21 protein-coding genes and 1 riboswitch are annotated in these 22,611 nt (G+C 69.7%); of the genes, 13 read left to right on the top strand and 8 right to left on the bottom strand.

Features of this window, described 5'->3' with window-relative positions:
- Positions 1–137: 137 nt before the first annotated feature.
- Complete coding sequence (locus IVW53_08315; protein ID MBF6605566.1) at positions 138–1,289, bottom strand: Gfo/Idh/MocA family oxidoreductase; 1,152 nt, start codon at positions 1,287–1,289, stop codon at positions 138–140.
- Positions 1,286–2,134 carry an aldolase gene (locus IVW53_08320; GenBank protein MBF6605567.1) on the bottom strand — a complete coding sequence of 283 codons (849 nt, stop codon included), beginning with the start codon at positions 2,132–2,134 and terminating at the stop codon, positions 1,286–1,288. Before IVW53_08320 ends, IVW53_08315 begins: the two co-directional genes overlap by 4 nt.
- Positions 2,135–2,294: 160 nt before the next feature.
- On the opposite strand from IVW53_08320, the gene IVW53_08325 reads away from it, so the two are divergent.
- Both IVW53_08325 and IVW53_08330 read left to right on the top strand, forming a co-directional pair.
- Complete coding sequence (locus tag IVW53_08325) at positions 2,295–3,251, top strand: bifunctional hydroxymethylpyrimidine kinase/phosphomethylpyrimidine kinase (GenBank protein ID MBF6605568.1); 957 nt, start codon at positions 2,295–2,297, stop codon at positions 3,249–3,251.
- Positions 3,248–4,660 (top strand): hypothetical protein, encoded by a 1,413-nt coding sequence (locus IVW53_08330; protein MBF6605569.1) that lies wholly within the window; start codon positions 3,248–3,250, stop codon positions 4,658–4,660. Before IVW53_08325 ends, IVW53_08330 begins: the two co-directional genes overlap by 4 nt.
- Before the next feature lie 36 nt (positions 4,661–4,696).
- On the opposite strand, the gene IVW53_08335 is transcribed toward IVW53_08330, so the two are convergent.
- Entirely contained in the window at positions 4,697–5,608 is a 912-nt protein-coding gene (locus tag IVW53_08335; protein MBF6605570.1) for a hypothetical protein, read from the bottom strand.
- Positions 5,609–5,971: 363 nt separating this feature from the next.
- Here IVW53_08335 and IVW53_08340 point away from each other — a divergent pair, with 363 nt between their 5' ends.
- The 11 genes from IVW53_08340 to IVW53_08390 all read left to right on the top strand — a co-directional run bounded on the left by IVW53_08340 (position 5,972) and on the right by IVW53_08390 (position 16,200).
- Positions 5,972–7,012, top strand: coding sequence for a mannose-6-phosphate isomerase (locus tag IVW53_08340; protein ID MBF6605571.1), 1,041 nt, complete (start codon positions 5,972–5,974; stop codon positions 7,010–7,012).
- A gap of 12 nt (positions 7,013–7,024) precedes the next feature.
- Positions 7,025–7,792 carry a sugar ABC transporter ATP-binding protein gene (locus tag IVW53_08345; GenBank protein ID MBF6605572.1) on the top strand — a complete coding sequence of 256 codons (768 nt, stop codon included), beginning with the start codon at positions 7,025–7,027 and terminating at the stop codon, positions 7,790–7,792.
- A gap of 101 nt (positions 7,793–7,893) precedes the next feature.
- A complete protein-coding gene (locus IVW53_08350) occupies positions 7,894–8,853 on the top strand; it encodes an ABC transporter permease (GenBank protein ID MBF6605573.1) in 960 nt (319 codons plus the stop codon).
- Positions 8,854–8,915: 62 nt separating this feature from the next.
- Entirely contained in the window at positions 8,916–9,908 is a 993-nt protein-coding gene (locus IVW53_08355; protein MBF6605574.1) for a substrate-binding domain-containing protein, read from the top strand.
- Positions 9,909–10,067: 159 nt separating this feature from the next.
- Entirely contained in the window at positions 10,068–11,156 is a 1,089-nt protein-coding gene (locus IVW53_08360; GenBank protein MBF6605575.1) for a LacI family DNA-binding transcriptional regulator, read from the top strand.
- Positions 11,153–12,586, top strand: a complete 1,434-nt coding sequence (locus tag IVW53_08365) for a hypothetical protein (GenBank protein ID MBF6605576.1) — start codon at positions 11,153–11,155, stop codon at positions 12,584–12,586. Before IVW53_08360 ends, IVW53_08365 begins: the two co-directional genes overlap by 4 nt.
- Before the next feature lie 3 nt (positions 12,587–12,589).
- Complete coding sequence (locus IVW53_08370) at positions 12,590–13,558, top strand: hypothetical protein (protein ID MBF6605577.1); 969 nt, start codon at positions 12,590–12,592, stop codon at positions 13,556–13,558.
- A gap of 197 nt (positions 13,559–13,755) precedes the next feature.
- Complete coding sequence (locus IVW53_08375; GenBank protein MBF6605578.1) at positions 13,756–14,661, top strand: 6-phosphofructokinase; 906 nt, start codon at positions 13,756–13,758, stop codon at positions 14,659–14,661.
- 307 nt (positions 14,662–14,968) lie between these two features.
- Positions 14,969–15,361, top strand: a complete 393-nt coding sequence (locus tag IVW53_08380) for a metallopeptidase family protein (GenBank protein MBF6605579.1) — start codon at positions 14,969–14,971, stop codon at positions 15,359–15,361.
- Between the two features lie 48 nt (positions 15,362–15,409).
- On the top strand, positions 15,410–15,760 hold the full coding sequence (locus IVW53_08385; GenBank protein ID MBF6605580.1) for a hypothetical protein: 351 nt from the start codon (positions 15,410–15,412) through the stop codon (positions 15,758–15,760).
- 20 nt (positions 15,761–15,780) lie between these two features.
- Positions 15,781–16,200: an ester cyclase gene (locus tag IVW53_08390; protein MBF6605581.1), complete on the top strand. Its 420-nt coding sequence runs from the start codon at positions 15,781–15,783 to the stop codon at positions 16,198–16,200.
- Between the two features lie 24 nt (positions 16,201–16,224).
- Here IVW53_08390 and IVW53_08395 read toward each other — a convergent pair whose 3' ends face one another.
- Genes IVW53_08395 through IVW53_08415 form a run of 5 tightly spaced genes read right to left on the bottom strand, consistent with a single transcriptional unit; the run spans position 16,225 to position 22,325 of the window.
- The gene (locus IVW53_08395) at positions 16,225–16,974 is read right to left on the bottom strand and encodes an ECF transporter S component (GenBank protein MBF6605582.1); all 750 of its coding nucleotides are present in this window, start codon (positions 16,972–16,974) and stop codon (positions 16,225–16,227) included.
- Positions 16,971–18,581 carry an ATP-binding cassette domain-containing protein gene (locus tag IVW53_08400; protein ID MBF6605583.1) on the bottom strand — a complete coding sequence of 537 codons (1,611 nt, stop codon included), beginning with the start codon at positions 18,579–18,581 and terminating at the stop codon, positions 16,971–16,973. The genes IVW53_08395 and IVW53_08400 overlap by 4 nt, the downstream gene beginning before the upstream one ends.
- Complete coding sequence (locus tag IVW53_08405; GenBank protein MBF6605584.1) at positions 18,560–19,399, bottom strand: energy-coupling factor transporter transmembrane protein EcfT; 840 nt, start codon at positions 19,397–19,399, stop codon at positions 18,560–18,562. The genes IVW53_08400 and IVW53_08405 overlap by 22 nt, the downstream gene beginning before the upstream one ends.
- Complete coding sequence (locus IVW53_08410) at positions 19,396–20,301, bottom strand: hypothetical protein (GenBank protein ID MBF6605585.1); 906 nt, start codon at positions 20,299–20,301, stop codon at positions 19,396–19,398. The genes IVW53_08405 and IVW53_08410 overlap by 4 nt, the downstream gene beginning before the upstream one ends.
- Complete coding sequence (locus IVW53_08415; protein MBF6605586.1) at positions 20,298–22,325, bottom strand: hypothetical protein; 2,028 nt, start codon at positions 22,323–22,325, stop codon at positions 20,298–20,300. The genes IVW53_08410 and IVW53_08415 overlap by 4 nt, the downstream gene beginning before the upstream one ends.
- Positions 22,326–22,433: 108 nt before the next feature.
- Positions 22,434–22,560, bottom strand: a riboswitch (cobalamin riboswitch).
- Positions 22,561–22,611 lie beyond the last annotated feature (51 nt).

Genomic DNA, 22,611 nt, shown 5'->3' on the forward strand with positions numbered 1-22,611 from the left:
CACCAGCCGCTCTCGTGCTCGAATGTGCCCACCGGGCGTTGGAAGTTCGGGCTAGACTGGCCGAAGGCTGCGGAACGACGGCGCTGGTTCGGCAGCGCTCAACGTCCCTGGCACTCTGTATCCTCTTGCTGCCGCACTCAGCGGGGGCTGACGGCACTCGCGGTCTCATGCGAGCGCAGCGCCGCGTCGAAGACCCGATGCGCGGACAGGGCTTCCTCGACCGTCGCGGTTCCGAACCGGTCGCCAAGCGCGCCGGCACGCTCGGCGAGGAAGGTCGCCCACATCTGCAGGATCGCGTCGAGGAAGCCGAACTCGAAGATGGCGCCGGTGAACGTCGGCCAGACCGACCGGTAGCCTGGCTGCACCGTCTCCCACACCTGCTCCCCGTCGGCGACCCGGAAGCGCTCGACGATCGTGGATGTGCGCGTGCTGAAGCGCACACCGCCGTCCATGCCAAGCGCCTCGAACCACCATGTGTTGCCCTGTCCCGGCGCGATGCGCTTGGTCTCCCACAGCATCGGAAACGTCCGGCCGTCCGAGCGCGTGGGCTCGGCCACGCGCATTGCGAGCAGCGCGTTGTCCCATGTGTCACACGGAACAAGGAGGCCATCCGGGCCGGGCCGCTTCGGCACAACATTGTCGAGTATGGCGTAGACGCTCGCCGGCTCCCACCCCAGCCGGAGCGGTAAGTGCGCCACGTGCATCCCGAGGTCACCCATCACGCCGATTCGCCCGCACGTGGAGGCCCGGCGCTTCCAGTTGATCGGCTTGGCGCGGTCGAGGTCCGAGGAGTGGCTCAGGCCTGAGCGCACCTCGATCACCTCTCCGAGCCGTCCCGACCGCACCAGCTCCCATGCGGCGAGCGCCCCCGGGTAGAACGGCAACTCGCTGGAAACGCGTACGAACACTCCGGCACGCCGCACCGCCTCGGCGATCCGCTCGGCGGCCGCCAGGTCGATGCCGAAGGGCTTCTCGCCGAGGAAGTCCTTGCCGGCTTCGGCGGCCCCGATGTACACCTCTTCGTGCACGTCATGCGGGACCGCGAGGTAGAGAAGGTCGATCTCGGGGTCGTCGGCGAGCCGGCGCCAGTCGTCGGTCGAGATCCGCACGGTGCCCAACCGGTCGAACCAGCCGCGCGCAGCTGGCACGGGGTCGGCCACCGCGGTCACGACCGGCCGTACCGGGTGATCGACGAGCGAGATCCAACGCTCGGCAGCGGCGGCGAACTCGCGCCCCATGAGACCGGCACCGACGATGCCGATCCGCACCGGCGGCGCGGCCGCCGTCATGCGCCCGTTCCCTCGCCCACGATCGCGAGTGCGTCGGCGACGGTGGCGTTTTCGTGGAGCATCGACATGAGGGCGTGCGTCATCCGGTCCGGGTGCGGGTGCTGGATGATGTTGCGCCCGTAGACGATACCCCGGGCGCCCTGAGCGAGCACGGCGGCGGTCCGCTCGAAAAGCTCCTGATCGGAGACGCGCCCACCACCGCGGACAAGGACCGGCAGGTCGCCCGCGATCTCCACGACTCGGTGGTAGTCGTCGATGTCATCGGTCGGGTCGGCCTTGATGATGTCGGCGCCGAGTTCCACGGCCTGGCGCACGAGTGGGACGATCTGCTCAACATCGCCGTTGACGCCGTACCCGCCTGCATCCACCTCTCGCATGACGAGCGGTTCCACCATGAGCGGCATGCCGTACCGGTCGCAGTCCGCCCGCGCTGCGAGCACGTTCGCGATGCACGCTTCCCGGATCTCCGGTCGGCCCGGCAGATCGAACAGGTTCACGACGACGCAGGCGGCGTCGAGGCGGACGCCGGTCAGCGCCGGCTCGGGGATCATCCGGCTGAACATCCGGTCCGGCAGCACCTGTCCGTAGACGTTCGCCACGTCGGTGCGCAGAACGAGGGCCGGCCGGGTGCGGCCGCCGGCCGACTGCAGGAGCCGCGCCGAGCCCGGCGTGAGCTGGATGGCGTCCGGAGCGGCGTCGACGAGGCGGCGCATGGCCGAAGGAAGATCCTCGATGCCGGCGAGAAACCTGCCCTCGCCGAAGAAACCGTGGTCGATGGCGATGTCGAGGCAGCGCCCCGACCGCTCGTCGAACAACCGGCGCATCCGGTACTCGATCCCTGTCATCGGGGCTCCTGTCTTCTCCGTCGCGCCCGGTGGTGCACTGCCGCCGGACGCCCGCAGGATGGGGTTCCAACACGTTCGCCGAGAATTGACCGGCCGGCGTCGCGACGGTACCTTCAGGCTGCGGTGATATCGTTGTCAACCCACTGACCCGGAGGCTGCGGTGCTTGTGCTCGGCGCCAACCTCGCCGTGGACCGCACACTGCGGCTGTCCCGACTGGTGCCCGGCCAGGTGATCCGGCCGCGGGAGGCAGTGGCGACGGCGGGAGGCAAGGCGGTCAACGTCGTCCGGGCCGCCCGCGCCCACGGCATCCGCGCGGTCCTCATCGCCAACTTGCCCGGAAGCGCTGGGAGGCTTCTCGCCGAGCTTCTGGACGACGAGGGCCACGAGTTGCGACCGATCATCACAACCGGTGAGGCCCGCGCCGCAATCATCCTCATTGAGGACAGCGGACGGACCACTGTCCTCAACGAACCCGGCCCGGCGCTGACCCAGGACGACGCCACCCGACTTCTCGTCGCCGTCCGCGACGAGCTTGGGCCTGGCCGTCACCGGGTCGTGGTCGCCACGGGCAGCCTGCCGCCGGGTGCGCCTGTGGATCTCTACCGGCAGGTGCTCGATCTGGCCCACGCGGCCGGATCCCTGTGCATCGTGGACGCGGCTGGGGGGGCGCTCGCGGCCACGCTGCCCCACGGCCCCGACGTCGTGTCACCAAACCTCGCCGAGGCCGAGACACTGCTGTTCGGGGTGGACGGCGAAGATGTCGCGGTGGAGGGCGACGATGTCTGCGCCCGGGCGACTGCGGCGGCGGCGAAGCTGGTCGCTGCCGGGGCGCGTGCCTCGCTCGTCAGCGTCGGGCGCCACGGCGTAGCCGGGCACGACGAAGCGGGTGGGTTCTGGATCGACGCGCCTGCCGTCGCCGTGCGCAACGCGATCGGTGCCGGCGACTCGCTCGTGGCCGGTCTCAGTGCCGTACTCGAGCACGGCGGATTGCTCCGCGACGCTGCCGCGGTCGGCGTCGCCACGGCGAGCGCCTCGGTCGCTCACGACCTCGCTGGCGGGGTGGATCCGGTCTTGCTCGGCGAGCTCCTGAAGACGGTCCGGGTGGGTGCAGCGTGACCGGTCGGCAACGCGCCAGTCACGAGAAGAGTCCCGATCGCAAGCGGCGCATCGTGCCGGGCCTCGTGGGCGGCGACGGCCTGCTCGTCGGGGTCGACGTGGGAACCACGCGCGTCAAGGCGATCGCCGTGGACCTCGAGGGCGTCGTGCGCGCCGAGGCGCAGCACCCGATGCCCTGGCAGCACGATGGGAACCGTGCCTGGATTGACCCCTCGGCGATCGCACAGCTGGCCATCACCGTTGCAGCCGAGGCTGTCACCAACGCCACTACGGCCTCCGATGATGACCAGCTGGTGCTAGGCGTCGGGGTGACGAGCATGGCCGAGACCGGCGTCCTGGTCGACGGGTCCGACGTGCCCCTCGCGCCTGCCATCGCGTGGCACGATCCGCGGGGGGACGTGGAGACCGTGCGGCGTGAACTCGGCACGGAGCGATTCCAGTCGACGACGGGCATGACGCTCGGTCCACTTCCCTCGCTGGTCAAGCTGGTCTGGCTACGGCGGGAGATGCCCGAGACTGTACGCGCGGTGCGCTTCTATGCCGTGGCCGAGTGGGTCGTCCGCAGCCTTGGCGGCGAGCCGCTCGCGGAGCTGTCGCTGGCCAGCCGCACCGGCATGCTCGAGATCGCTGGCGCGCGTCCCTGGGACGAGGCGTTCGCCCTGCTTGGCTCGCCGTCGCTGATCCCCCAGCCGATGATCGCGGGCACCCCGGCTGGGACCGTGAGCGGCCCCGACGTCCCGCCCTCGCTGCGGGGCGCCGTCCTCACGGTTGCCGGCCACGACCACCAGGCCGCTGCCTACGGAGCCGGTGCGGTCGCCGACGGCGCGCTGTTCGACTCGATGGGCTCGGCCGAGGCGCTCGTGCGCACGGTCGGGGCTCCGCTGGCGCCCGAGCGAATCCACCGCCTCGCCGGCCACGGGATCACCGTCGGATGGGGAGTCGTCGAGGATCACCTCTGCATCCTCTGCGGGATCGCGACCGGTCTCACGCTCGAGCGTGTCAGCCTGATGGTCGGCGCCACGACCCGTGAGGAGCGCCGGTTGCTTGGCGAGACCGCCGCGGCGCTGCCGGCCCGCGTACCCGGCCTCCGGCTTCGCGAGCCCAGGTTTGACGGAGTCGCGGTCGAGGGGATCACGGACAGCGTGAGTCCGGCCGCCCTGTGGCGGGCCGCTGTGGAGGACATGATCGAGCTCGCCGATCACCAACTCGCGCTCGTTGGGTCCGAGGCCGGCCCCTACACGGACGTCGTCGCCGGCGGTGGGTGGTTCAACAACCCGGCTGTCTGTGCAGCGAAGCAGCGCCAGTTCCCGCACCTGCGCACCACGGACCTGACTGAACCCGGCGCCTACGGTGCCGCACTCATGGCGGCGCGGGCAGCCGGCTTCCTGAGGGACCACGCCGGGACCTGAGGCGCGAGACACCTCCGAGCCCGTGGCCCGCAGACGTCACGCCCGTGTCACCTCCTGCCAGGACCGACCTCGACCGTCGGTCGCCTCCGCGAGCCCCGCCATTCGCTCGACGGCGATCGTCTTGAGGAAGTGGCTCCGCTCCGCTCCAGGAAGGCCGACCGCCTCGCCCCACAAGGCGCGGCCGGCGATGAAGCCCGAGGCCCCGGCGTCCATCGCGGTGACGACGCGCTCGACGAACTTCTCGTATTCGATCCCGGCCGAGAGCAACGCCCAAGGCACCGAGCCGCAGACCCTGGTGATCTCGAGGCAGCCGGCGTCATCACCGGGCCACTCGAGCTTGAGCAAGTCGGGTCCCACCGTCGAGAGTAGCTCGGCAGAGCGCACGACGAGCTTCCGCTTCTGCTTGGCGGTCAGGGGTCCTTCGCCCGGCAACGCCGCGACGAGCGGCTCGATCACCGATGGCATCCCGTGCTGGCGGCACGCATCCACCACCGCCCGGACCGCGTCGAGGGCTTCCTGGGCCAGGTCGGGCTCACCCTCGCGGGGAGGACGGTCCGGGCGCCAGCGAACGAGGAACTTCAGCGCTACGCCGCCCGCCGCCTCCACGAACGCGGGGCCACGGTCCGGGGAGAACTCGGTTCGGTACTCGCTGTTCCACGTTGGCTGCGGCGAACGCTCGCTCGAGATGAGAAGGCCGGCTCCGGACGCAAGTGCGCCCGCTTGTCTCACTGCGCCGACGCCGTACTCGACATCGAGGAGAACGCCCGAGGATCTCGGGGACAGCGCCCGGACGACGTCGACCTTGAAGGAGCTGAGGTCGTCGTCGGATGAGGGCATACCGACGGTGCCGAGCATCGAGCGCAGCGTGCCTCGTTGATCCATCGCGAGGATGGCAATTTTCCCCTCGTCGTTCGCGATCTGATCGAGGTTGAAGAACATGGTCGTCACCCATTCTGTTGCCTGCTGTCGGCCGGCGACGGTCCACGCGGACCGAACGTCCATCTGGATCTTGGGCGGCACTCCTCGCCGAGCTGGACCGCACCGCAGGCGTCGAATTCCAGGCCGAGGGTCGTGCGTATCCGTGGAAAACTGGCGGTGCTTCCGGTCAGTCCACTAGCGTGACAGCGTTGTCATCGATGCTAACGGTACGAGAGCCTTTGTCAAGTTGCGTGCAGGTTCTGTGCAGGTTCCTGGCCGTCCACAAGGCGTATTCCAGGTTCTTGACAACGATACCAACCAAGGGGTAGCGTCGGCACCGCGTCGAGCCGCCCATCGCTGTCGAGATCATCCCGATGGAAGCGAGATCATCCTGTGAGACCCGTGCACCTGGCCGCCAACCAGCCGCGCCAGTTCTACCGCGGGGGCACGGCGATCGCCGAGTTCCGCTCGTTCGACGAGGGCGTCAACGTGCAGCAGGGCCCGGAAGACTGGGTCGGTTCCACGGTCACGCGGTCCGGCACCAATGAGGGCCTCAGCCGGCTCCCTGGTGGCGGCCTCCTGCGCGACGCGATCGCTGCCGATCCCTGTGGCTACCTGGGTCCCGCCCACGTCGAGGCCTACGGCGACGACCCGTCGCTTTTGGTGAAGCTCCTCGATGCCGGCGAGCGCCTGCCCGTCCACTGCCACCCCAGCCGCGAGTTCGCCCAGATGCACCTCGGCAGTCGCCACGGCAAGACGGAGGCCTGGATCGTCATCGGAACGGTCGGCTCATCGCCGACCGTGTACCTCGGGTTTTCCTCCGACGTCGGCCAGGTGGAGCTCGACTCGTGGCTCGCGGTCCAGAACTCCGAGGCGCTGCTCGGCCATCTCAACGCGATCCAGGTGAGGGCCGGCGACAGCGTGCTCGTCCCGGCCGGAACGCCGCACGCCATCGGCGAGGGTGTCTTCGTGGTCGAGCTGCAGGAGCCCACCGACTTCTCGGTGATCCTCGAGTGGAAGCGCTTCGGCCTCCCCGACATCGCCGGCGGTCAGATCGGGCTCCCTGCCGACCTCGCCATGCGCTGCCTCGACCGCACCGCGTGGCGGGCCGCGCGACGTGACGGATGCGTGACCCGGGCGGCGGCGAGCCGCGGTCTGCCGGGGTCGGCACCCGGCACGGCCCGCTTGCTGCCCGAAGCAGCAGATCCGTTCTTCCGGGCGGAGGAGGTCATCCTCGGCGCGGCGGCGCGATTGGACCCGTCCTTCGCCCTGCTCGTCGTCCTGGAGGGTGAGGGGCGCCTCGAGACCGAGAACGGGGACACGGTCGATCTGCGGACCGGTGGCACCGTTCTCGTCCCGTGGAACGCAGGGGCGACCACTATCGGCGGCTCCTGCCGTGTCGTCCGCTGCCTCCCTCCGCTCCCACCCAGCTGATCGGTGAACGCGATGGCCGAACCACTCCTGCAAGCCCGCGGCATCGTCAAGCACTACGGTCACGTCGAGGCTCTGCAGGGGGCCGATTTCGATGTCTACCCCGCCGAGATCGTCGCCCTCATCGGTGACAACGGCGCTGGCAAGAGCACGCTCGTGAGGATGCTGTCGGGCACCGAGCAGCCCGACGGCGGCGAGATCATTCTCGAGGGACGGGCCATCCAGATCGGCTCACCGGCTGTGGCGCAACAGCTTGGCATCGAGACGGTCTATCAGGACCTCGCCCTCGCCCCCGACCTCGACGGTGCGGCCAACCTGTACTTCGGCCGCGAGCTTGTTCGGTCGGGTCTGCTCGGCAAGCTGGGCTTCCTCGATGACAGGGCGATGCATGCCGGTGCCCGCAAGGTCTTTACCGAGCTGGGCGTCGACCTCCAGAACGCGTACAGCTCGGTGGCGAACCTCTCCGGAGGCCAGCGTCAGAGCGTTGCAGTGGCCCGGTCGGTTGCCTGGGCCAACAAGGTCGTGTTCCTCGACGAGCCGACCGCTGCGCTGGGCGCCGTACAGACCGCCCGCGTCCTCGACGTCATCCGGCGGATCCGGGACCGCGGCATCGCCACCGTCTTCGTCAGTCACAACATGCCCCAGGTCCTGCAGGTGGCCGACCGCGTCGAGGTGCTGCGACTCGGGCGCCGGGTGGCCCGGATGGATGCCGCCGGAACGACGGTCGAGCAGCTCGTTGCCGCGATGACCGGCGCTCTCGAGTCCCGGGAGGGCGCAGCGTGAATCGCACCATCGAAGAGCCGGACGCGTCGTCCCCGACGAACGGGCCTCAGGCACCGGTCAACGGGGCCGAGTCGACTGGACGTTCGGTCTGGCGACGACTGATGGGATCCAATACTGCCTGGATCTTCGTCGTCCTCCTCGTTCTCGTCGCCATCTTCAGCGCGATCAAGCCGGACAACTTCCCAACCGAGTTCAATATCCGGGCCATCGCGACCAACGCCTCGGTGCTCCTGATCATCGCCGTCGGCGAGACGTTCGTCATCACCACCGCGGGCATCGACCTGTCGGTGGGGTACGTGCTGCTGTTCTCCGGCGTGACGGCGGCCCAGGCGATGGCAGCCTTCGGCGACCCGACGAACAAGGGCTGGGACGTCATCCTGCTCGGTCTCCTCGTCGCGCTCGCCTCGGGACTCGCCTGGGGCATCCTCAACGGCGTCCTGGTCGCGAAGGCGAAGGTCCCCGCACTCATCGTCACCCTGGGCACGCTCGGCATGGCCTGGGGGTTGGCGCAGATCATCAGCAGCGGTCAGGACATCCGATACATCCCCCAGCAGATGGCAAACACCATCGGAAGCGGCCGGTTCTTCGCTCTGCCGTGGCTCGTGATCGTCGCGGCGCTGGTGGGGATCGCCGGCACCATCCTGCTGAACATGACGAAGTTCGGCCGGCACACCATTGGCATCGGCTCGAACCAGGAGGCTGCCAGGCGGGCCGGCATCAACGTCGAGCGGCACCTGATCAAGGTCTACGCGCTGAGCGGGCTGCTGGCGGGGCTCGGAGGCTTCCTGTCGCTGGCCTACTTCACGACGACGACGATCTCCGGCCACGCCAACGACAACCTGAACGCCATCGCCGCGGTCGTCATCGGCGGTACCAGCCTCTTCGGCGGGGTCGGCACCGTCATCGGCACCGCCATCGGCGTCTTCATCCCCGCGGTTCTTCAGAGCGGGTTCATCATCATCGGCACCCAGTCGTTCTGGCAGAACGTGGCCGTCGGCGCGGTCCTCATCGGGGCCGTGTTCGTCGACCAGCTGCGTCGCCGTTCGCGCGAACGGCCGTAGCACCAACCCACGTGCGCAAATAGCGCAGCAGTCCTTCGGGAACAGGCAGAGGAGGAGAAGTCATGCGTGCACCAGTAGCCGTAACGGCGGTCGCGGTCCTTGCTCTGGTGGCGAGCGCCTGCTCGTCGTCCGCAAGCAGCACGCCGAGCGCGGCGAGCAGCAGCACCCCGGCCGCAGGCAAGGCCTACAAGCTAACCCTGATCCAGGGCGTCAAGGGCGATCCGTTCTACGTGACCATGGGCTGCGGCGCCCAGGCTGAGGCGACCAAGGAAGGCGCCACGCTGACGATCACCGGTGGCGACAAGTGGGACGCCGCCGTCCAGACGGTGATCGTCGACTCGGTGACCGCGAGCAAGCCGGACGGCGTCATGATCGCGCCGAACGACGCCAAGGCCATGTTCGCCCCGCTCAAGGCCATGAACGACGCCGGCATCAAGGTGACCCTCGTCGACACCGGCCTCGAGGATCTCTCGTTCGCCCAGTCGTTCATCACTTCGAACAACCTGCAGGGTGGTCAGCTGGCCGCCAAGGCGCTCGCCAAGCTCATCGGCGACAAGGGCACCGTCCTGGTCGTCAACACCAATCCGGGCGTCACGACGGTCGACGCCCGCGTCAAGGGCTTCTACGACGAGCTGAAGAACCATCCGAACATCACGGCGCTCCCGGTCCAGTACGACCTGGACGACCCGACTGTGGCCACCACTATCACGACGTCCACCCTCGCTGCTCACCCCGACCTGGTCGGCATCTTCGCGACAAACGTGCAGACTGCCGAGGGCGTGGCCACAGGCCTGAAGCAGGCCGGCAACACCAGCGTCCAGGTGATCGCCTTTGACGCCGGACCCAAGCAGATCGCAGACCTCAAGAGCGGCATCGTGCAGGGTCTCATCGCCCAGGACCCGTACACCATCGGCGTGGACGGCGTTCAGCAGACGATCCTGGCGCTCAACGGCCAGCCGACGACGAAGTCTATCCAGACGGACCTCGCCGTCATCACCAAGGACAACATGAACGACCCGAGCGTCCAGAAGTTCTTCTACAAGAGCTCCTGCTGACCGACCGGAGCCGGCGTGGCCCGGACCCGGGCCACGCCGGCATTGCGCCCCGGTAGTCGCCGCCCATGCTGGCTGCTCGGTGGGCGAGTGGTCATACGAGCCTGGGAATGGTGCGGGTCACGTGCAGGATCGATTTCACGGATGGTAACGTTGTCAGAGATGTCAGGATCAACATCGGCACGGCCCATCGAGCCTGCGAATGCGCGGCGATGGAGTGCGCGCCATCCGACCATTGGTGACGTGGCGCGACTCGCACGCGTATCTGCCATCACCGCGTCCCGGGTGGTCAACGGAAGCGTGCATGTCCGGCCGGAGACCCGCTCGCGCGTGGTAGCCGCGATCGAGGAGCTCCACTACCGCCCGAACGAGCTTGCCCGAAACCTGAAGACGCGACGATCCCACGCAGTGGGTCTCTTGATTGACGTTTCCAACCCGTTCTATGCGGCTTGCGCCACCGGCGCGGAGAGTGTTCTTCGGGAACGGGGCTACGCCTTGATCCTTGCGTCTTCGCGGCCGAGCGCAGCCGAGGAGGAAGCGACGGTCGAACTATTGGGCAGCTACCAGGCCGACGGCCTCTTGATCGTCCCGACAGTAGGGTCGTATGAGTTCCTGGCTCGGCTACCGTCCGGTCAGCCTATCGTCGCTCTTGACCGTCCGTTCGATAGATTCGCTACCGATGTCGTTCTCGTCAAGAACTACGAGGGGGCACGCACAGCAGTAACGCATCTCCTCGGGCATGGCCGCGAGACGATCGCATTTGTCGGGGCAGACGAGACGGCATACACGACTCGGCTCCGCCTCGACGGGTACACCGATGCTGTCCGTGCTGCCGGCGTCCCGGACCTCATTCGGCTTGGTGCGATGGACGTCGCCGCGGCAGCATCAATCGCCCGAGAGCTCATTCACGGTGCGGATCGGCCGTCTGGGTTCTTCGCGATGAACAACCTGATCACGGTCGGGGTCCTTGAGGCGATAGCCGAGGCGGGTCTCCGGGTTCCGGACGACATCGCCGTGGTCGGCTTCGACGACGTCGTTCTGGCCGACGTTCTCCATCCGCGTCTGACAGTCGTCCGCCAGCCAGCCATGGAGATGGGGCGGCGCGCTGCCGAGCTCCTTCTGTCGCGGCTCTCCGGACACGAGCCAAGCCAACCCCAGACGATTCTCCTCGACGCGGAGCTCCTGATACGAGAGTCGTGCGGCTGCACCTCCGACCAGCAAGGCGGCGACACAACGAGAGGTGCGATATGAGAGCCAACGTGGCCACGGATCGGACGCTGGACATCCTGTGGATGGATCTCGACGAACGAGAGGCGGAACTTCGCCGGCTGGTCAAGGACGTTCTCGAGGAGAATCCTCCGCCGAGCAACCCGGACGCGGTCGTGGCCACCTACTTCCTCGCCCTTCGCTCGAAATCGCTCAAGCAGGCGGCAGAGGAGATCGCGTACCACGCGACAAGCGGGATCCACAACCCGCCTGCCGGCACCCTCCTGCAAGCATGCACGGGCTGGGCGGTCGGCACGATCCCGTTCGATTCCACCGGTCGGATCGGCCTACTGCACATGGCCTTTCCGGTCAAGATGCTCCTCCAGGCGGACGGTCATGTAACGAGCACCGACCTGCTTCACACGGTCGCGGCCGCGGTCATCTTTGACGTCTACGAGAACCAGGACGCTCGTCTCGTCGCTTTGACGATCCCATCCGAGGTCCTGCGGACCTTCCCCGGCCCAGCTCACGGGGTGGCAGGTTTCCGATCCCTTGTCAGCCTTCCCGCAGGCGCGCCTGCGTTCGGGACCATCCTCAAGCCGACGGCCGGGCTGACACCTGAGGATGTTGGCGCACTGGTCTCGCAGATAGCGGCGTCGTCGTTGTTGTCCTTCGTCAAGGAAGACGAGGACCTCTACCCGAACCTCCCGTACGCGCCGCTCCGACAAAGGACCCGGCGAGCAATGGAGGCGATCGAATCTGTCAGGTCCGAGCGGCCAGAATCCCTCCTGTTTGCACCGCATATCACAGGGTCGCCGGGGGAGCTGCTCGCGAACGTCGATGGCGCGCTCGAGGAAGGGGCTCGAGCCGTGATGTTCAGCGAAAGCTGGGCGCTGGGGGGCGTTCGACTCACTCGAGAACACACCCGACATCTGATTCGACCCCCTGCGATCTACGGACACAACGCAGGGATCGGCGTGCGCACGCGGGGGATCTGGCGCGAGGTCATCGACCTCCTTGCGCGACTCGACGGCATCGATTTCCGGCAGACGGCTCCGCTTTGCGCGGGTCCGCCATTCCTGCGTCCATATGGAGACGAATGGCGCGCGTCAGAATGGATTCTGGCGGCTCCACTCGCGGGGATACGGCCGACGGTCGTCGTCCGTGCCGGCGGGCTCGATCAAGGCAACATCGGTCCGAACCTGCGGGACGTTGAGGACCGCGGGATCGTCGACAACGTGCTGTTCCTCGCGGGCTCAGCCATCAACTCGATCAAGGACCGCACCGGACACCCGAGCCCAAGCTTGGGCGCCGAAGCGATGGTCGAGGCGATCGAGGTGCATCGATCAGGTGTGCTCCGGGACGTGTCTATCGATGATCACCCACGCGCGCTGCTCGGGGTCGCGCGCGGGCGTGGGGGCGGGCTGAGGGCGCTCGCTCAGGCCCTTCCGCAGCGCTACCCCGCCCTGCGCTGACGGATGACCAGGCGCTCGATCGACGTCCTCGGGCTTGGCGTCGTCGCGGTCGACGAGGTCCTGTACGTCGATGAGTACCCGGCCGCCGACCGAAAGGCGCCGGTTCGCGAGTGGATCCGTCGCTGCGGAGGGTTGACGGCGATCGCCCTCCAGGCGGCAGCTCAAATGGGCTCGCGGGTTGCGTACGCGGGTTGCCTCGGTACAGACCGGCTGTCACGAGATGCGATACGCCTGCTCCGTCAGGCAGGCGTCGGGACGGTACACCTCGTCATACGCCCAGAAGCCGGCCCGTATCACTCTGTCGTCCTGGTCGATCGAGCACGGAGTACGCGAAACATCTTCTTCGACTCGCGGGCGCCGGGCGGCGCCTATCCCACATCCCCTTCGGACGAGGTCATCAGATCCGCTCGGGTACTGCTCGTGGATGGTCACGGCCTGGAGGGAATGGTCCGGGCTGCATCAATCGCGCGCGACGATGGCGTCGCAGTCATCGGCGACCTGGAGAATCCTGAAGCACGCGGTGAAGCCGAGGCGCTCCTGCCGCTCGTCGACCATCTGGTCCTCTCCCTCGCGGTCGGCCAGCGTCTGACCGGAGAGACCGACCCTAACGTCGTCGCGCATGCCTTGTGGAGAGAGGGCCGTCACGCGGTCGTGCTTACGGACGGGGCGAACGGTACGTGGTTCATCTCGAGCGAACGTCAGGATCACCTGTCCCACCAGCCCGCATTTCCTGTCGACGCGGTCGACACAACGGGATGCGGAGACGTCTTTCACGGCGTATATGCACACGGCATCGCTCACGGATGGGGGATCGAAGACGCCATCCGCGCGGCGAGTGCGGCGGGTGCTGCCATGGCCGCTCGGAGCGGGACCGCTCACGTGCCGCCGAACCGCGAAATCGTAGAGCGAATGCTCTCCGCCCAGAACCTTGATGGTCGACGCGCAGTGAAGGTCGACGTGCAGCGTGGGTAGAGGGAATCGCCCGACATGATGGCGTTCGGCCATCGGTCTTCGTTTGCGATGCTAACGGTGATAGCCCGGCCGGTCGCTCACGAGCGGGCTGAAGCACGAGAGCTCAGACAGCCGAGATTCACCGCGCTTCAGGCGAGGGAGTGGTGAAAACGAAGATGCGCGTAGGCGTCCTGACAAGTGGTGGCGATGCACCGGGGATGAACGCGGTCGTCTACGGTGCGTACGAAGCGGCCGTCCGAAGATCGATCGCGATCATTGGAATCAATCTTGGCTTTGCTGGGTTGGTCGCAGGCAAGTACGTGGACCTGGGTGAGATTGGATTGGGTCTCGAGGTCATCGCTCGGGGCGGAACCCTTCTCGGCACGAGCCGGAGTCTCGACCTCCGCTCCGATGACGCGGCCGAAAGGTGCGTCGATGCGCTTGCCACTCTCGGGCTAGGAGGGCTCATCGTCATCGGAGGTACCGGGAGCTCGCGAGGAGTCGAGCGCCTGAGAGCCCGGACCGCGATCCCTATTGTGTTTGTGCCGGCGACGATCGACAACGATGTGGAAGGCTCCGACGAAACGATCGGGTTTGATAGCGCAGTGAACTACGGCGTCGCAGCTATCGACGATCTACGGGTGACGGCCGAGGCGCTTCCGCACCGTGCCTTCCTCGTCGAAGTCCTCGGCGCAGATATCGGGCGGCTTGCGGAAGCAATTCATGAGGCGGCCCCCGTCGACGCAGTCATGACGCCGGAGCACCCGCTCGATCTGGACGCGGTCGCCAGCGCGATGCGCGACGCGATGGACCGACACTACGCGATCGCGCTCATGACCGAGGGGTGTGGCGAAGCTGGCGAGATGGCACGCCGACTTGGCGAACTCATGGGTGCGCGCGTCCGCCCCTCGGTGCTCGGGCACAGCCAGCGCGGGTCACGGCCGTCGGCGCGAGACCGGCACCTTGGGTTGATGTGTGGCCGTGCGGCTATCGACATGCTCGCAACCGGAGCGGGCGGCGCCGTTCTCGTCTCCAAAGGAGTGCCATTGGTCCAGACCGTGGCACGGCGACCACGAGACCCGCGGGGGACACGGCCCAACCGGGTGAGCCAGAGTCTCGACTGAAGTCCGGGCGGTTTAGGTGGCGCCGGGACCGCAGCATCCACGCACCCTTGCGTGAAACGCTGCGTGCACGCAGGCCGATTCGGGAAGCCGGTTGCACAACGTCCCTGGGTGCGAAAACGGGCAGACGCGCGATCGGCTGACCACCTTCCGCCCGAACCGTCTCGTGCCCGACCGCCCGGGTCGCCCCATCCGTCACCTCCCCGGCCCCGACCGAGCCGGCCGTGACGAGGGCGGGAGCGATCGGGCTAGACTGGCCGAAGGTCGGGTCGGTCGATCTCGATCGCGGCAGAGGAGCCAGCCAGCAGTGATGGTGGATCCGAACGGTTCGTCGAGGTTTGACGCGATCGATGCGGCCGTCGAACGCGGGATCGATGAGGGTCTGGCGGACCTGCCGCCGGCGTTCGCGGAGCGTCTGGGCTCCGTGGCCATCGTCGTGGAGGACGAGCCGACGGTCTCCCAGCTGGCGAGCACCGGCGCCCAGGGCCTGTACGGGCTGTACCAGGGGGTGCCTCGGACCGCGTTCGCGGCGGACGGCGTCCCGATCCCGAGCAAGATCACCCTGTTCCGCGGGCCGCTGACGCGCTCCCACCCGGACCTGAACGACCTCCGCGCCGCGGTCATCGCGACCCTCCACCACGAGATCGCCCACCACTTCGGGATCTCCGACCGGCGGCTCGGTGAACTGCGGCGCGGCCGCTGAGGTATCGTCGGGCCATCGCGTCCCGTAGGCCGACCCGAGGAGATCGCCGTGTCTGAGACCCAGCCGACATCGTGGCGTTCCATCGTCTACGGGACACCGGTCACCTCGAGCGACGGCGGGCCCGTGGGCACGGTCCTCGAGGTGCTCGGGTCCGATGCCGACGACATATTCCACGGCCTCCGCGTGGCGCTGGCCGGTGGACATCGGGACGTGATGGTCTCCGTCGACGATCTCGCGACCCTGTCCGCGGACGTCGTGCGAACGAACCTCACGCGGTCCGAGCTCGAGGCACTCCCGTCGTATGACGATGAGGCGACGTACCACCTCGCCTCGGTCGGCTGGCTCCGCAAGCACATCGGCTGGCAGAGGGACTCGAAGAGCGACGAGGAGCCCGGCTGACCGGGCCTGAGAGGAGGCACGTGTCGATCGAGGAGAACAAGGCGTTGGTACGCCGGTTCATCGACGAGGTCTTCGTCGCGGGCTCCTTCGCAGCGGTCGATGAGCTCATGGTCGAGGACTTCATGCCCCACACGTGGGGATCGATGGGCTCGGGCCGGCAGGCCCTCAAGGATGCGATCACCCGCGTCTCGACTGGACTGACGGACACGAGCATGACGATCGAGGACATGATCGCCGAGGACGACCGGGTCGCCGTGCGGCTGACGTCCCGCGCGGTCCAGGTCGGCCCGTTCATGGGGCTGCCGCCGAGCGGCAAGGCGTACTCGATCGGCGAGATCCACATCTTTCGCCTCCGGGACGGCAGGGTCAGCGAGCACTGGCACGAGGCCGACTTCCTCGGCATGCTTCGCCAGCTTGGCGCGTTGCCTGAGCACTCCTGACTGGCCGGGAGTCCGCCGCTCCCGTCAGAGCGCCTGACTCCCCCCGACGACCTCGAAGGTGAGGCGCGCCCGGAGCCGGGCGAGGGCGGCGAGGACCGGCGCGCCGGCGACGACCACGAGGATCCCGTTGCCGACCGCGCGGAACGCGTCGTACGCGAACGAGGTCACGAGGTAGAACCGGCCGAACCGGGCGATCGTCTCGCCGAGCGGGGCGCCGGGCACCCAGCCGAGGTCCGGTGATCCCGCGAAGAACGTCCAGTCCCAGACGTCCATGAGCGCACCGAAGGCGAAGCCGGTGACCACCCCCACGGCGGCGAGGAGGACGAGGTCGCGACGGCTCGGCGCGGTCGTGAGGCGCCCGCCGACCACTCCCGCGGTGACGCCGACCCATCCCGCCGCGAACAGCTGGTACGGCAGCCACGGCCCGACGCCGCCGGTCGCGATCGCCGAGACGAGCATCGCGAGCGCGCCGGCCTCGAACCCGAAGGCCGGTCCGAACACGTAGCCGGCACACAGGATGAGGAAGAAGATCGGGCTGAATCCGCCGATCCCGGACACGAGGGCGAGCCGGAGCGCCGCGTCGATCGCGGCGATCGCCGCCAGGAGCGCGAGCGCCCGCACATCGAGCCGGCGGGCGCCGAGCTCGATGAGCAAGAGCCCGCCGAGGGCCCCGAGCGCGACGGCGATCGCCGGGCTGTCCGACGGCATTCCGGCGCCGGCGAACGGCCAGAGGAAGAGGGCGAGGCCGCCGAGGGAGAGGATCACGAGCGTCATCGGCGGACGAGGAGGCCGTGGCCGGGGGCCACGTCGTCGCGGCCAAGGACGTCGCCGCGCTCGAGGGCGCCGAGGCGTTCGAGGACGTCGCGGACCGCGACGGGACCGCCCGGGTAGAGCTGGCCGATCTGTGTCGTGTGGCGGCTCGGGGAGGAGAGGGAGCGGTCCGGCGGGCCGAGCTCCACGATGCGGCCGTCGGCGACCTCGACGACGCGGTCCGCGATCTCCGCGGCGAGATCGAGATCGTGGGTCGCCACGACCACCGAACCGCCGTCCGCCCGGAGTCGGGCGATGAGGCGGCCGATCGCGTCGCGGGCCGGCCGGTCCATCCCGCGCGTCGGCTCGTCGAGCAGGGCGAGCCGCGGCGAACCGGCGAGCACGGCCGCGATGGCGCCGCGCTGCCGCTCGCCGGCGCTCAGGTCGCGTGGGTAGCGCTCGGCGAGCCGGTCGAGGCCGAGGTCGGCGAGGATCGCCGTCGCCGGCTCGCGGCTCCCACTCCGCCTGAGCGTCAGCTCCACCTCGGCGCGGAGGGTCGGTCGATGGAGGAGGGACGTGGGGTCCTGGGGAACATACGCGGCGCGGCCCGCGGCTCGCTCGAGACGGCCGGCGAGCGGCGGGAGGAGACCGGCGAGTGTCCGCAGGATCGTCGTCTTGCCGCCCCCGTTCGGGCCGACGAGGACGACCACCTCGCCGCCGTGCCCGGCGAGATCGACCCGATCGAGGACGACCGTTCCGCGCGGGCCGAGGCTCGCCGCCGTGAGCGTCCAGGCAACCGGTCCGCCGGACGTCGAACCTCCGGTCGGGGCCGGGTCGGCGAGCCGCGGCGCTCGCGCTCGGGCGGCCTCCACGGTGAGCGGCAGCGGCGTCCAGCCGAGCCGGAGTCCGAGCTCGACGATCGGCGGCGGTGATGCGATCCGCCCCGACCCAGCCGCCGCCGCGGCGGACACGTGCTCGACCCGGCCATGATCCACGAGGAGGACCCCGGACGCCGCCGGCAGAAGGCGCTCGAGACGGTGCTCGGCCACGACGACGGCGAGACCGCCGGCCGCAAGCTCGATACAGGCCTCGACGACGGAGGCCGCCCCGGCCGCGTCGAGCTGCGAGGTGGGCTCGTCGAGGACGAGCAGTCCGGGTCGCGGGGCGAGGGCGGCGGCGAGGGCGACGCGCTGTCGCTCTCCGCCGGACAGCGTCGCGACCCGCCGGTCGCGGAGGTTGGGGATCGCAAGCCGCTCGAGCGACTCCTCCACCCGGGCGTGCATCTCGGGTGCTGCGACGCCGAGGTTCTCGAGGCTGAATGCGATCTCCCGCTCGACGGTTCCGTAGACGAACGACCGCTCCGGGTCCTGGAAGACGAAGCCGACGTGCGTCGCGAGGTGGCGTGTCGGGGTGACGATGACGTCGTGACCGGCCACCGTTGCCGTGCCGGCGATGCGGCCGCCGTGGAACTGCGGCACGAGTCCGTTGAGCAGGCGGAGGAGCGACGACTTGCCGCTTCCCGAGCCGCCGGCCACGATCGTCAGCCCGGCACCGATCTCGACGGATACGGCATCGAGGGCCGGATCGACGCTCCCGGGATACCAGTAGCTCAGATCGTCGAGGCGGACCATCGTCGACCGATGAGCGGGGCCGCGAGGAGGAGGATGGCGCCGATGAGGACGGGCTCGACCGCGGGTGCGACGAGCGTGGGATACGGCCGCCAGTCGAGCGACGCGCCGGCGATCCGCCCGACGATGAAGCAACCGGCCGCCGCGATCGCCGCGACGACGACGAGCGCGTCGCCCCGGTTCCAGCGGCCCGGCGCGTAGCGCGTCCGCGGTCCGCTCCCGAATGCGCGCGACTCCATCGCCTCGGCGAGGCCGAGCGAATCCTCGATCGCACCGAGCATCGTCGGGACGAGGATCTCCGCCCATGACCGGGGGCCGCGAGGTCGCCAGCCGCGCATCGTCTCGGCGTCGCGGATGGCGACCGCGCTCCGCCCGATCGCCGGGGCGAGGTTGAGGGCGGACGCGACGACGAGGGCGCTCCGCTCGAGGCCACGGGGCAGGGCGTCGACGAGCTCGTGGGTCTCGAGGACGAGCGAGATCGGCGCCACCGCGAAGACCGCCCCGGCGATCCCGAGTCCGGCGGCGAGGCCGTACGCCGCCGCCTCCAGCGTGATCGGACCGCCGAGGAGGGGCCAGTCGACCGGCATCTCGACGAGGACATGGGTCCCGGTGTGGCTGAGCGCGAGGTTGAGACCGACGGCGAGGACGCCGATGACGACGACGACGGTGATGAGGGGTCGGAGCGACCGTGACGGCGGGACGAGGGCGAGCAGGACGTCGACGCACACGAGCAGGAGCGTCGCGCGATAGACCGGGTCGTTCGTGGCGAGATCGACCGTGAGGGCAGCCGCGGACCAGACGACGACGACGCGCGCGTTCATCGACCGCTCGCCCCGCGGCGGCGTGCGAGCGCGATCCCGGCGACGACGAGGACCGTGAACGCCGCGACGGCGAGGGCGACTACGTCCCACGAGGGGCCATCGCCAGTCGCTCCGCTGCCGGCCCCGGACGATCCGGCGTCCAGCAGTGGCGCGCCCGCGATTCCCGCTCCGCTGTTCCCCGCGACTCCCGCCGAGTCGGTCGCTGCTCCGGGATCGCTCGCTGGCGACGTCGCGGGACCGGTCGCGGCGCCTGTCGTCGTCGCCGGGGTGACGGAAGCGGTCCGCGTCGGGCCCGCGACCCCGCCGGCCGCCGGGCGAGCGGTCGACGGGGCGACCGTCGCCGATGGCGCCGTGGTCGCGGGTGCCGATGTGAGCCGCGGCGGGGTCGGACCAGGCGTCGGGCCCGGCGTCGCGTCCGGACAGTGGCCGGGTGCGTCCGGCGGGGCGGCTGTCCCCGACTGCGGGTCATAGCGGAATCCCTCGGCGTCGCCATCGCGGAGACGCAGGCTGCTCACCCCCAGGCTCGAGAGGCTCCACGACGCCCCGCTCCGAGCCACGAAGATGGCCCAGTAGGAGCCCCCTGTCCCGAAGCAGCTCGAGGGGTACGTGGCCGGCTCGCCATCGAGCTGGCAGACGGCCTGACCGAACCCGCCGAATCCCTCCGTCGCGTATCCGATGCCGCTCGAGGCGAGGGCGTCGATCCCGGAGATCGCGTCGGTCGCGAAGCCGACGCAGGCGGTCACGATCGTCCCGTCGCCGTGCTCGACGACGATCGCGACCCGATGCGAAGCGCCGGCCGCGGCGCACGCCGGCGGTCCGGCGCCGACCGGTGCAACGACGCCGAGGCCCGCGACCGCGACCGCGACGAGGCAGCCGCCGAGCCGGCGTCCGAACCGGGTCATGCGCGGCGCGGTCGGCGGAGCGCGAGGATCGAGCCGAGGATGGCGGCGAGGATCGCGACGATCCACCCCGGTCCCGTGGTCGAGGTCGCCGGCGGCGCGACCGTCGAGGTGGGCGGCGGAGTCGATCCGCCGGGCGGAGTCACGGCCCCGGGGCAGGCCCGTCCCGGGACCGCGAGGCCGGACGTCCAGCGGTCCGTGCCAGGGAACGGCACCCGCTCGAGAGCCATCGGGACCTGGCTCGTGGTGAACGCGTCCGGTGCGGTGTTGCCGGGGAAGACGAAGCCGCCGTTCGTCGCCTGGTGGCGGACGATGTCGTCGAGCAGGGTGTGACCGCCGATCGTCCAGCTTGGGGCGGTCGGCGACTCGCGGAGCGCCGTGAGCGCCTCGAGGACGAGTGCGTCCGAATCCGGGTCGCTCGTCGCGCCCGGTCCAGCCCGGTAGGGGAACCCGCCGTCCGCACCCTGCTGGCGGTGGAGCCAGGCGAGTCCGGCCGCGACCCGACTGCGGTCGCCGACGGCGGCGAGCGCCATGAGCGCGATCGCCGTCGAATTCGTGTCACCGGCCGTCCCGTTGGCGACGGCCTGGTAGTTCCAGCTTCCGTCGGTGCCCTGGAGACCGTTCAGGTGGGCGACGGCGGCGGCCGGCACCGGTCGGCCGGTCCCGGTGAGGGTGAGGATCGCGAGCGACTGGCCGAATGTCGAACCGTCGCCGTACCTGCCGGTCGCCGGATCGTAGAAGCCGTCGAGTCGGCCGAAGAGGTCGCGACCACCGAACGTGCCCGGGTTCCAGCGTCCGGCCACGACGGCGAGGATGAGCTTCGCTGTGGATCCCGCGTCCGCCGTGACGTGGTCGACAGCCGAGGCGAGGTAGCTGTACGACGACCGTCCGCCGCATGTCCGAACAGTCGACGGGTCGTAGCCGGCGGCCGCCGCTCCGAGGAGGAGATCCTCCGTCGCGCCGGTCGAGCCGTCCAGCGAACCGTCACTCTTCAGCGCGCCCTCGAGATAGCGGAGCGCCGCTGTCGCGCGACTGCTGTACGTGGTGAGGCCCGCGCCGGCGGCGAAATGGCCCACCACGGGCAGCGGCGCCTGGGCGAGGCCCTGCGGCACCTCGCTCGTGGTGAACGTATCCGGGGCGGTCTTGCCGGGATAGTGGAAGCCGCCGCTCGCGGCGTCCTGGAAACGCAGGAGGTCGCCATACGGCGTGGCCGTCCCGACGGTCCAGGCCGGGCCGGCCGCGTCGGCTCCGAGCGCGGCGAGGGCCTCGAGGACGAGGGCGTCGGAGTCCGGATCGCTCACGGCACCGGCCCCACCCTGGTAGGGAAAGCCGCCGTCCGGCTGCTGGACGCTGTGGAGGTAGCCCGTGGCGGCGGTGAGGGGGGCAGAGGTCGCCACGCGACCACCGGCCACGAGGGCCATGATCGCCACGGCGGTCGAATTCGAGTCGCCGCCGAGCGGGGCGTCCCTGAAGCCGGTGTAGTTCCAGCTGCCGTCGCCATCCTGGGCCGCGACGAGCGCATCCAGCGCTCGGGTCGGGAGCGGCACGTCCGGCGCCGCCGCGCCCGCGAGGGCGAGGATCGCGAGTGCCTGGGTGAACGTCGACCCGTCGCCGAAGTGGCCGCTCGTGGCGTCGTATGCCGCGCCGAGGCGGGCGACGAGGTCGAGGCCGCCGAAGGTCCGCGGGTCGCGTCCGCCGGCGATGAGGGCGAGGATGAGCTTGGCCGTCCCGCCGGCGTCGGCCGTGGCGGCGGGGAGCCTGGTCGCGAGGTAGTCGAACGGCGTCTTCCCAGCGGTCGACGTGAGGGTCGCCGGATCGTAGCCGCTGGCGGCCGCGCCGAGGACGAGGTCCTCCGTCTCGCCGATCGAACCGTCGAGAGAGCCGTCGGCCGCCTGGTGGGCCGCGAGGTAGCTGACGGCCCGCGATCCGGGGTCGACCTGGGCCCGGGTGGCCGGGGCGAAGACGAAGACGGCGAGGAGAGCGGAAGTGGCCAGTATCGCGCTGGCCCTGCCCGTTCGGGCACGCATGAGCGGTCCTCCAGCGGCGGTGCGATCCACCTGCCGATGGGGGGCCCTGCCACGGGAGCCTCCCTTCGCCGATCCGCGCAGGCGGGGGGAATCAGGCCGCCATGGACCGGGTCTCCTGACTCGCGGATCGACGCTTCGGGCCGCCTTCCCGGGTGGATGAGACCCAGTGGCAGATGGCCGGTCGCTCCCCGCTCACAGTTGCGCGACAGTGCCGGATTCGCACCGGCTTCCCCGTCTCCGAGCGGCTCTTCGGTTGTCCGCGGATGATAGTCCGCGGCGAGGCGCG

The organism is Chloroflexota bacterium (assembly GCA_015478725.1).
GTDB lineage: Bacteria > Chloroflexota > Limnocylindria > Limnocylindrales > CSP1-4 > C-114.

What these genes read in the sequence shown, in the direction of transcription:
- IVW53_08315 (MBF6605566.1), bottom strand. Translation starts at nt 1,289, where the DNA reads ATGACGGCGGCCGCGCCGCCGGTGCGGATCGGCATCGTCGGTGCCGGT.
- IVW53_08320 (MBF6605567.1), bottom strand. Translation starts at nt 2,134, where the DNA reads ATGACAGGGATCGAGTACCGGATGCGCCGGTTGTTCGACGAGCGGTCG.
- IVW53_08345 (MBF6605572.1), top strand. Translation starts at nt 7,025, where the DNA reads ATGGCCGAACCACTCCTGCAAGCCCGCGGCATCGTCAAGCACTACGGT.
- IVW53_08350 (MBF6605573.1), top strand. Translation starts at nt 7,894, where the DNA reads ATGGGATCCAATACTGCCTGGATCTTCGTCGTCCTCCTCGTTCTCGTC.
- IVW53_08355 (MBF6605574.1), top strand. Translation starts at nt 8,916, where the DNA reads ATGCGTGCACCAGTAGCCGTAACGGCGGTCGCGGTCCTTGCTCTGGTG.
- IVW53_08360 (MBF6605575.1), top strand. Translation starts at nt 10,068, where the DNA reads ATGTCAGGATCAACATCGGCACGGCCCATCGAGCCTGCGAATGCGCGG.
- IVW53_08365 (MBF6605576.1), top strand. Translation starts at nt 11,153, where the DNA reads ATGAGAGCCAACGTGGCCACGGATCGGACGCTGGACATCCTGTGGATG.
- IVW53_08370 (MBF6605577.1), top strand. Translation starts at nt 12,590, where the DNA reads ATGACCAGGCGCTCGATCGACGTCCTCGGGCTTGGCGTCGTCGCGGTC.
- IVW53_08375 (MBF6605578.1), top strand. Translation starts at nt 13,756, where the DNA reads ATGAACGCGGTCGTCTACGGTGCGTACGAAGCGGCCGTCCGAAGATCG.
- IVW53_08380 (MBF6605579.1), top strand. Translation starts at nt 14,969, where the DNA reads ATGGTGGATCCGAACGGTTCGTCGAGGTTTGACGCGATCGATGCGGCC.
- IVW53_08395 (MBF6605582.1), bottom strand. Translation starts at nt 16,974, where the DNA reads ATGACGCTCGTGATCCTCTCCCTCGGCGGCCTCGCCCTCTTCCTCTGG.
- IVW53_08400 (MBF6605583.1), bottom strand. Translation starts at nt 18,581, where the DNA reads ATGGTCCGCCTCGACGATCTGAGCTACTGGTATCCCGGGAGCGTCGAT.
- IVW53_08405 (MBF6605584.1), bottom strand. Translation starts at nt 19,399, where the DNA reads ATGAACGCGCGCGTCGTCGTCGTCTGGTCCGCGGCTGCCCTCACGGTC.
- IVW53_08410 (MBF6605585.1), bottom strand. Translation starts at nt 20,301, where the DNA reads ATGACCCGGTTCGGACGCCGGCTCGGCGGCTGCCTCGTCGCGGTCGCG.
- IVW53_08415 (MBF6605586.1), bottom strand. Translation starts at nt 22,325, where the DNA reads ATGCGTGCCCGAACGGGCAGGGCCAGCGCGATACTGGCCACTTCCGCT.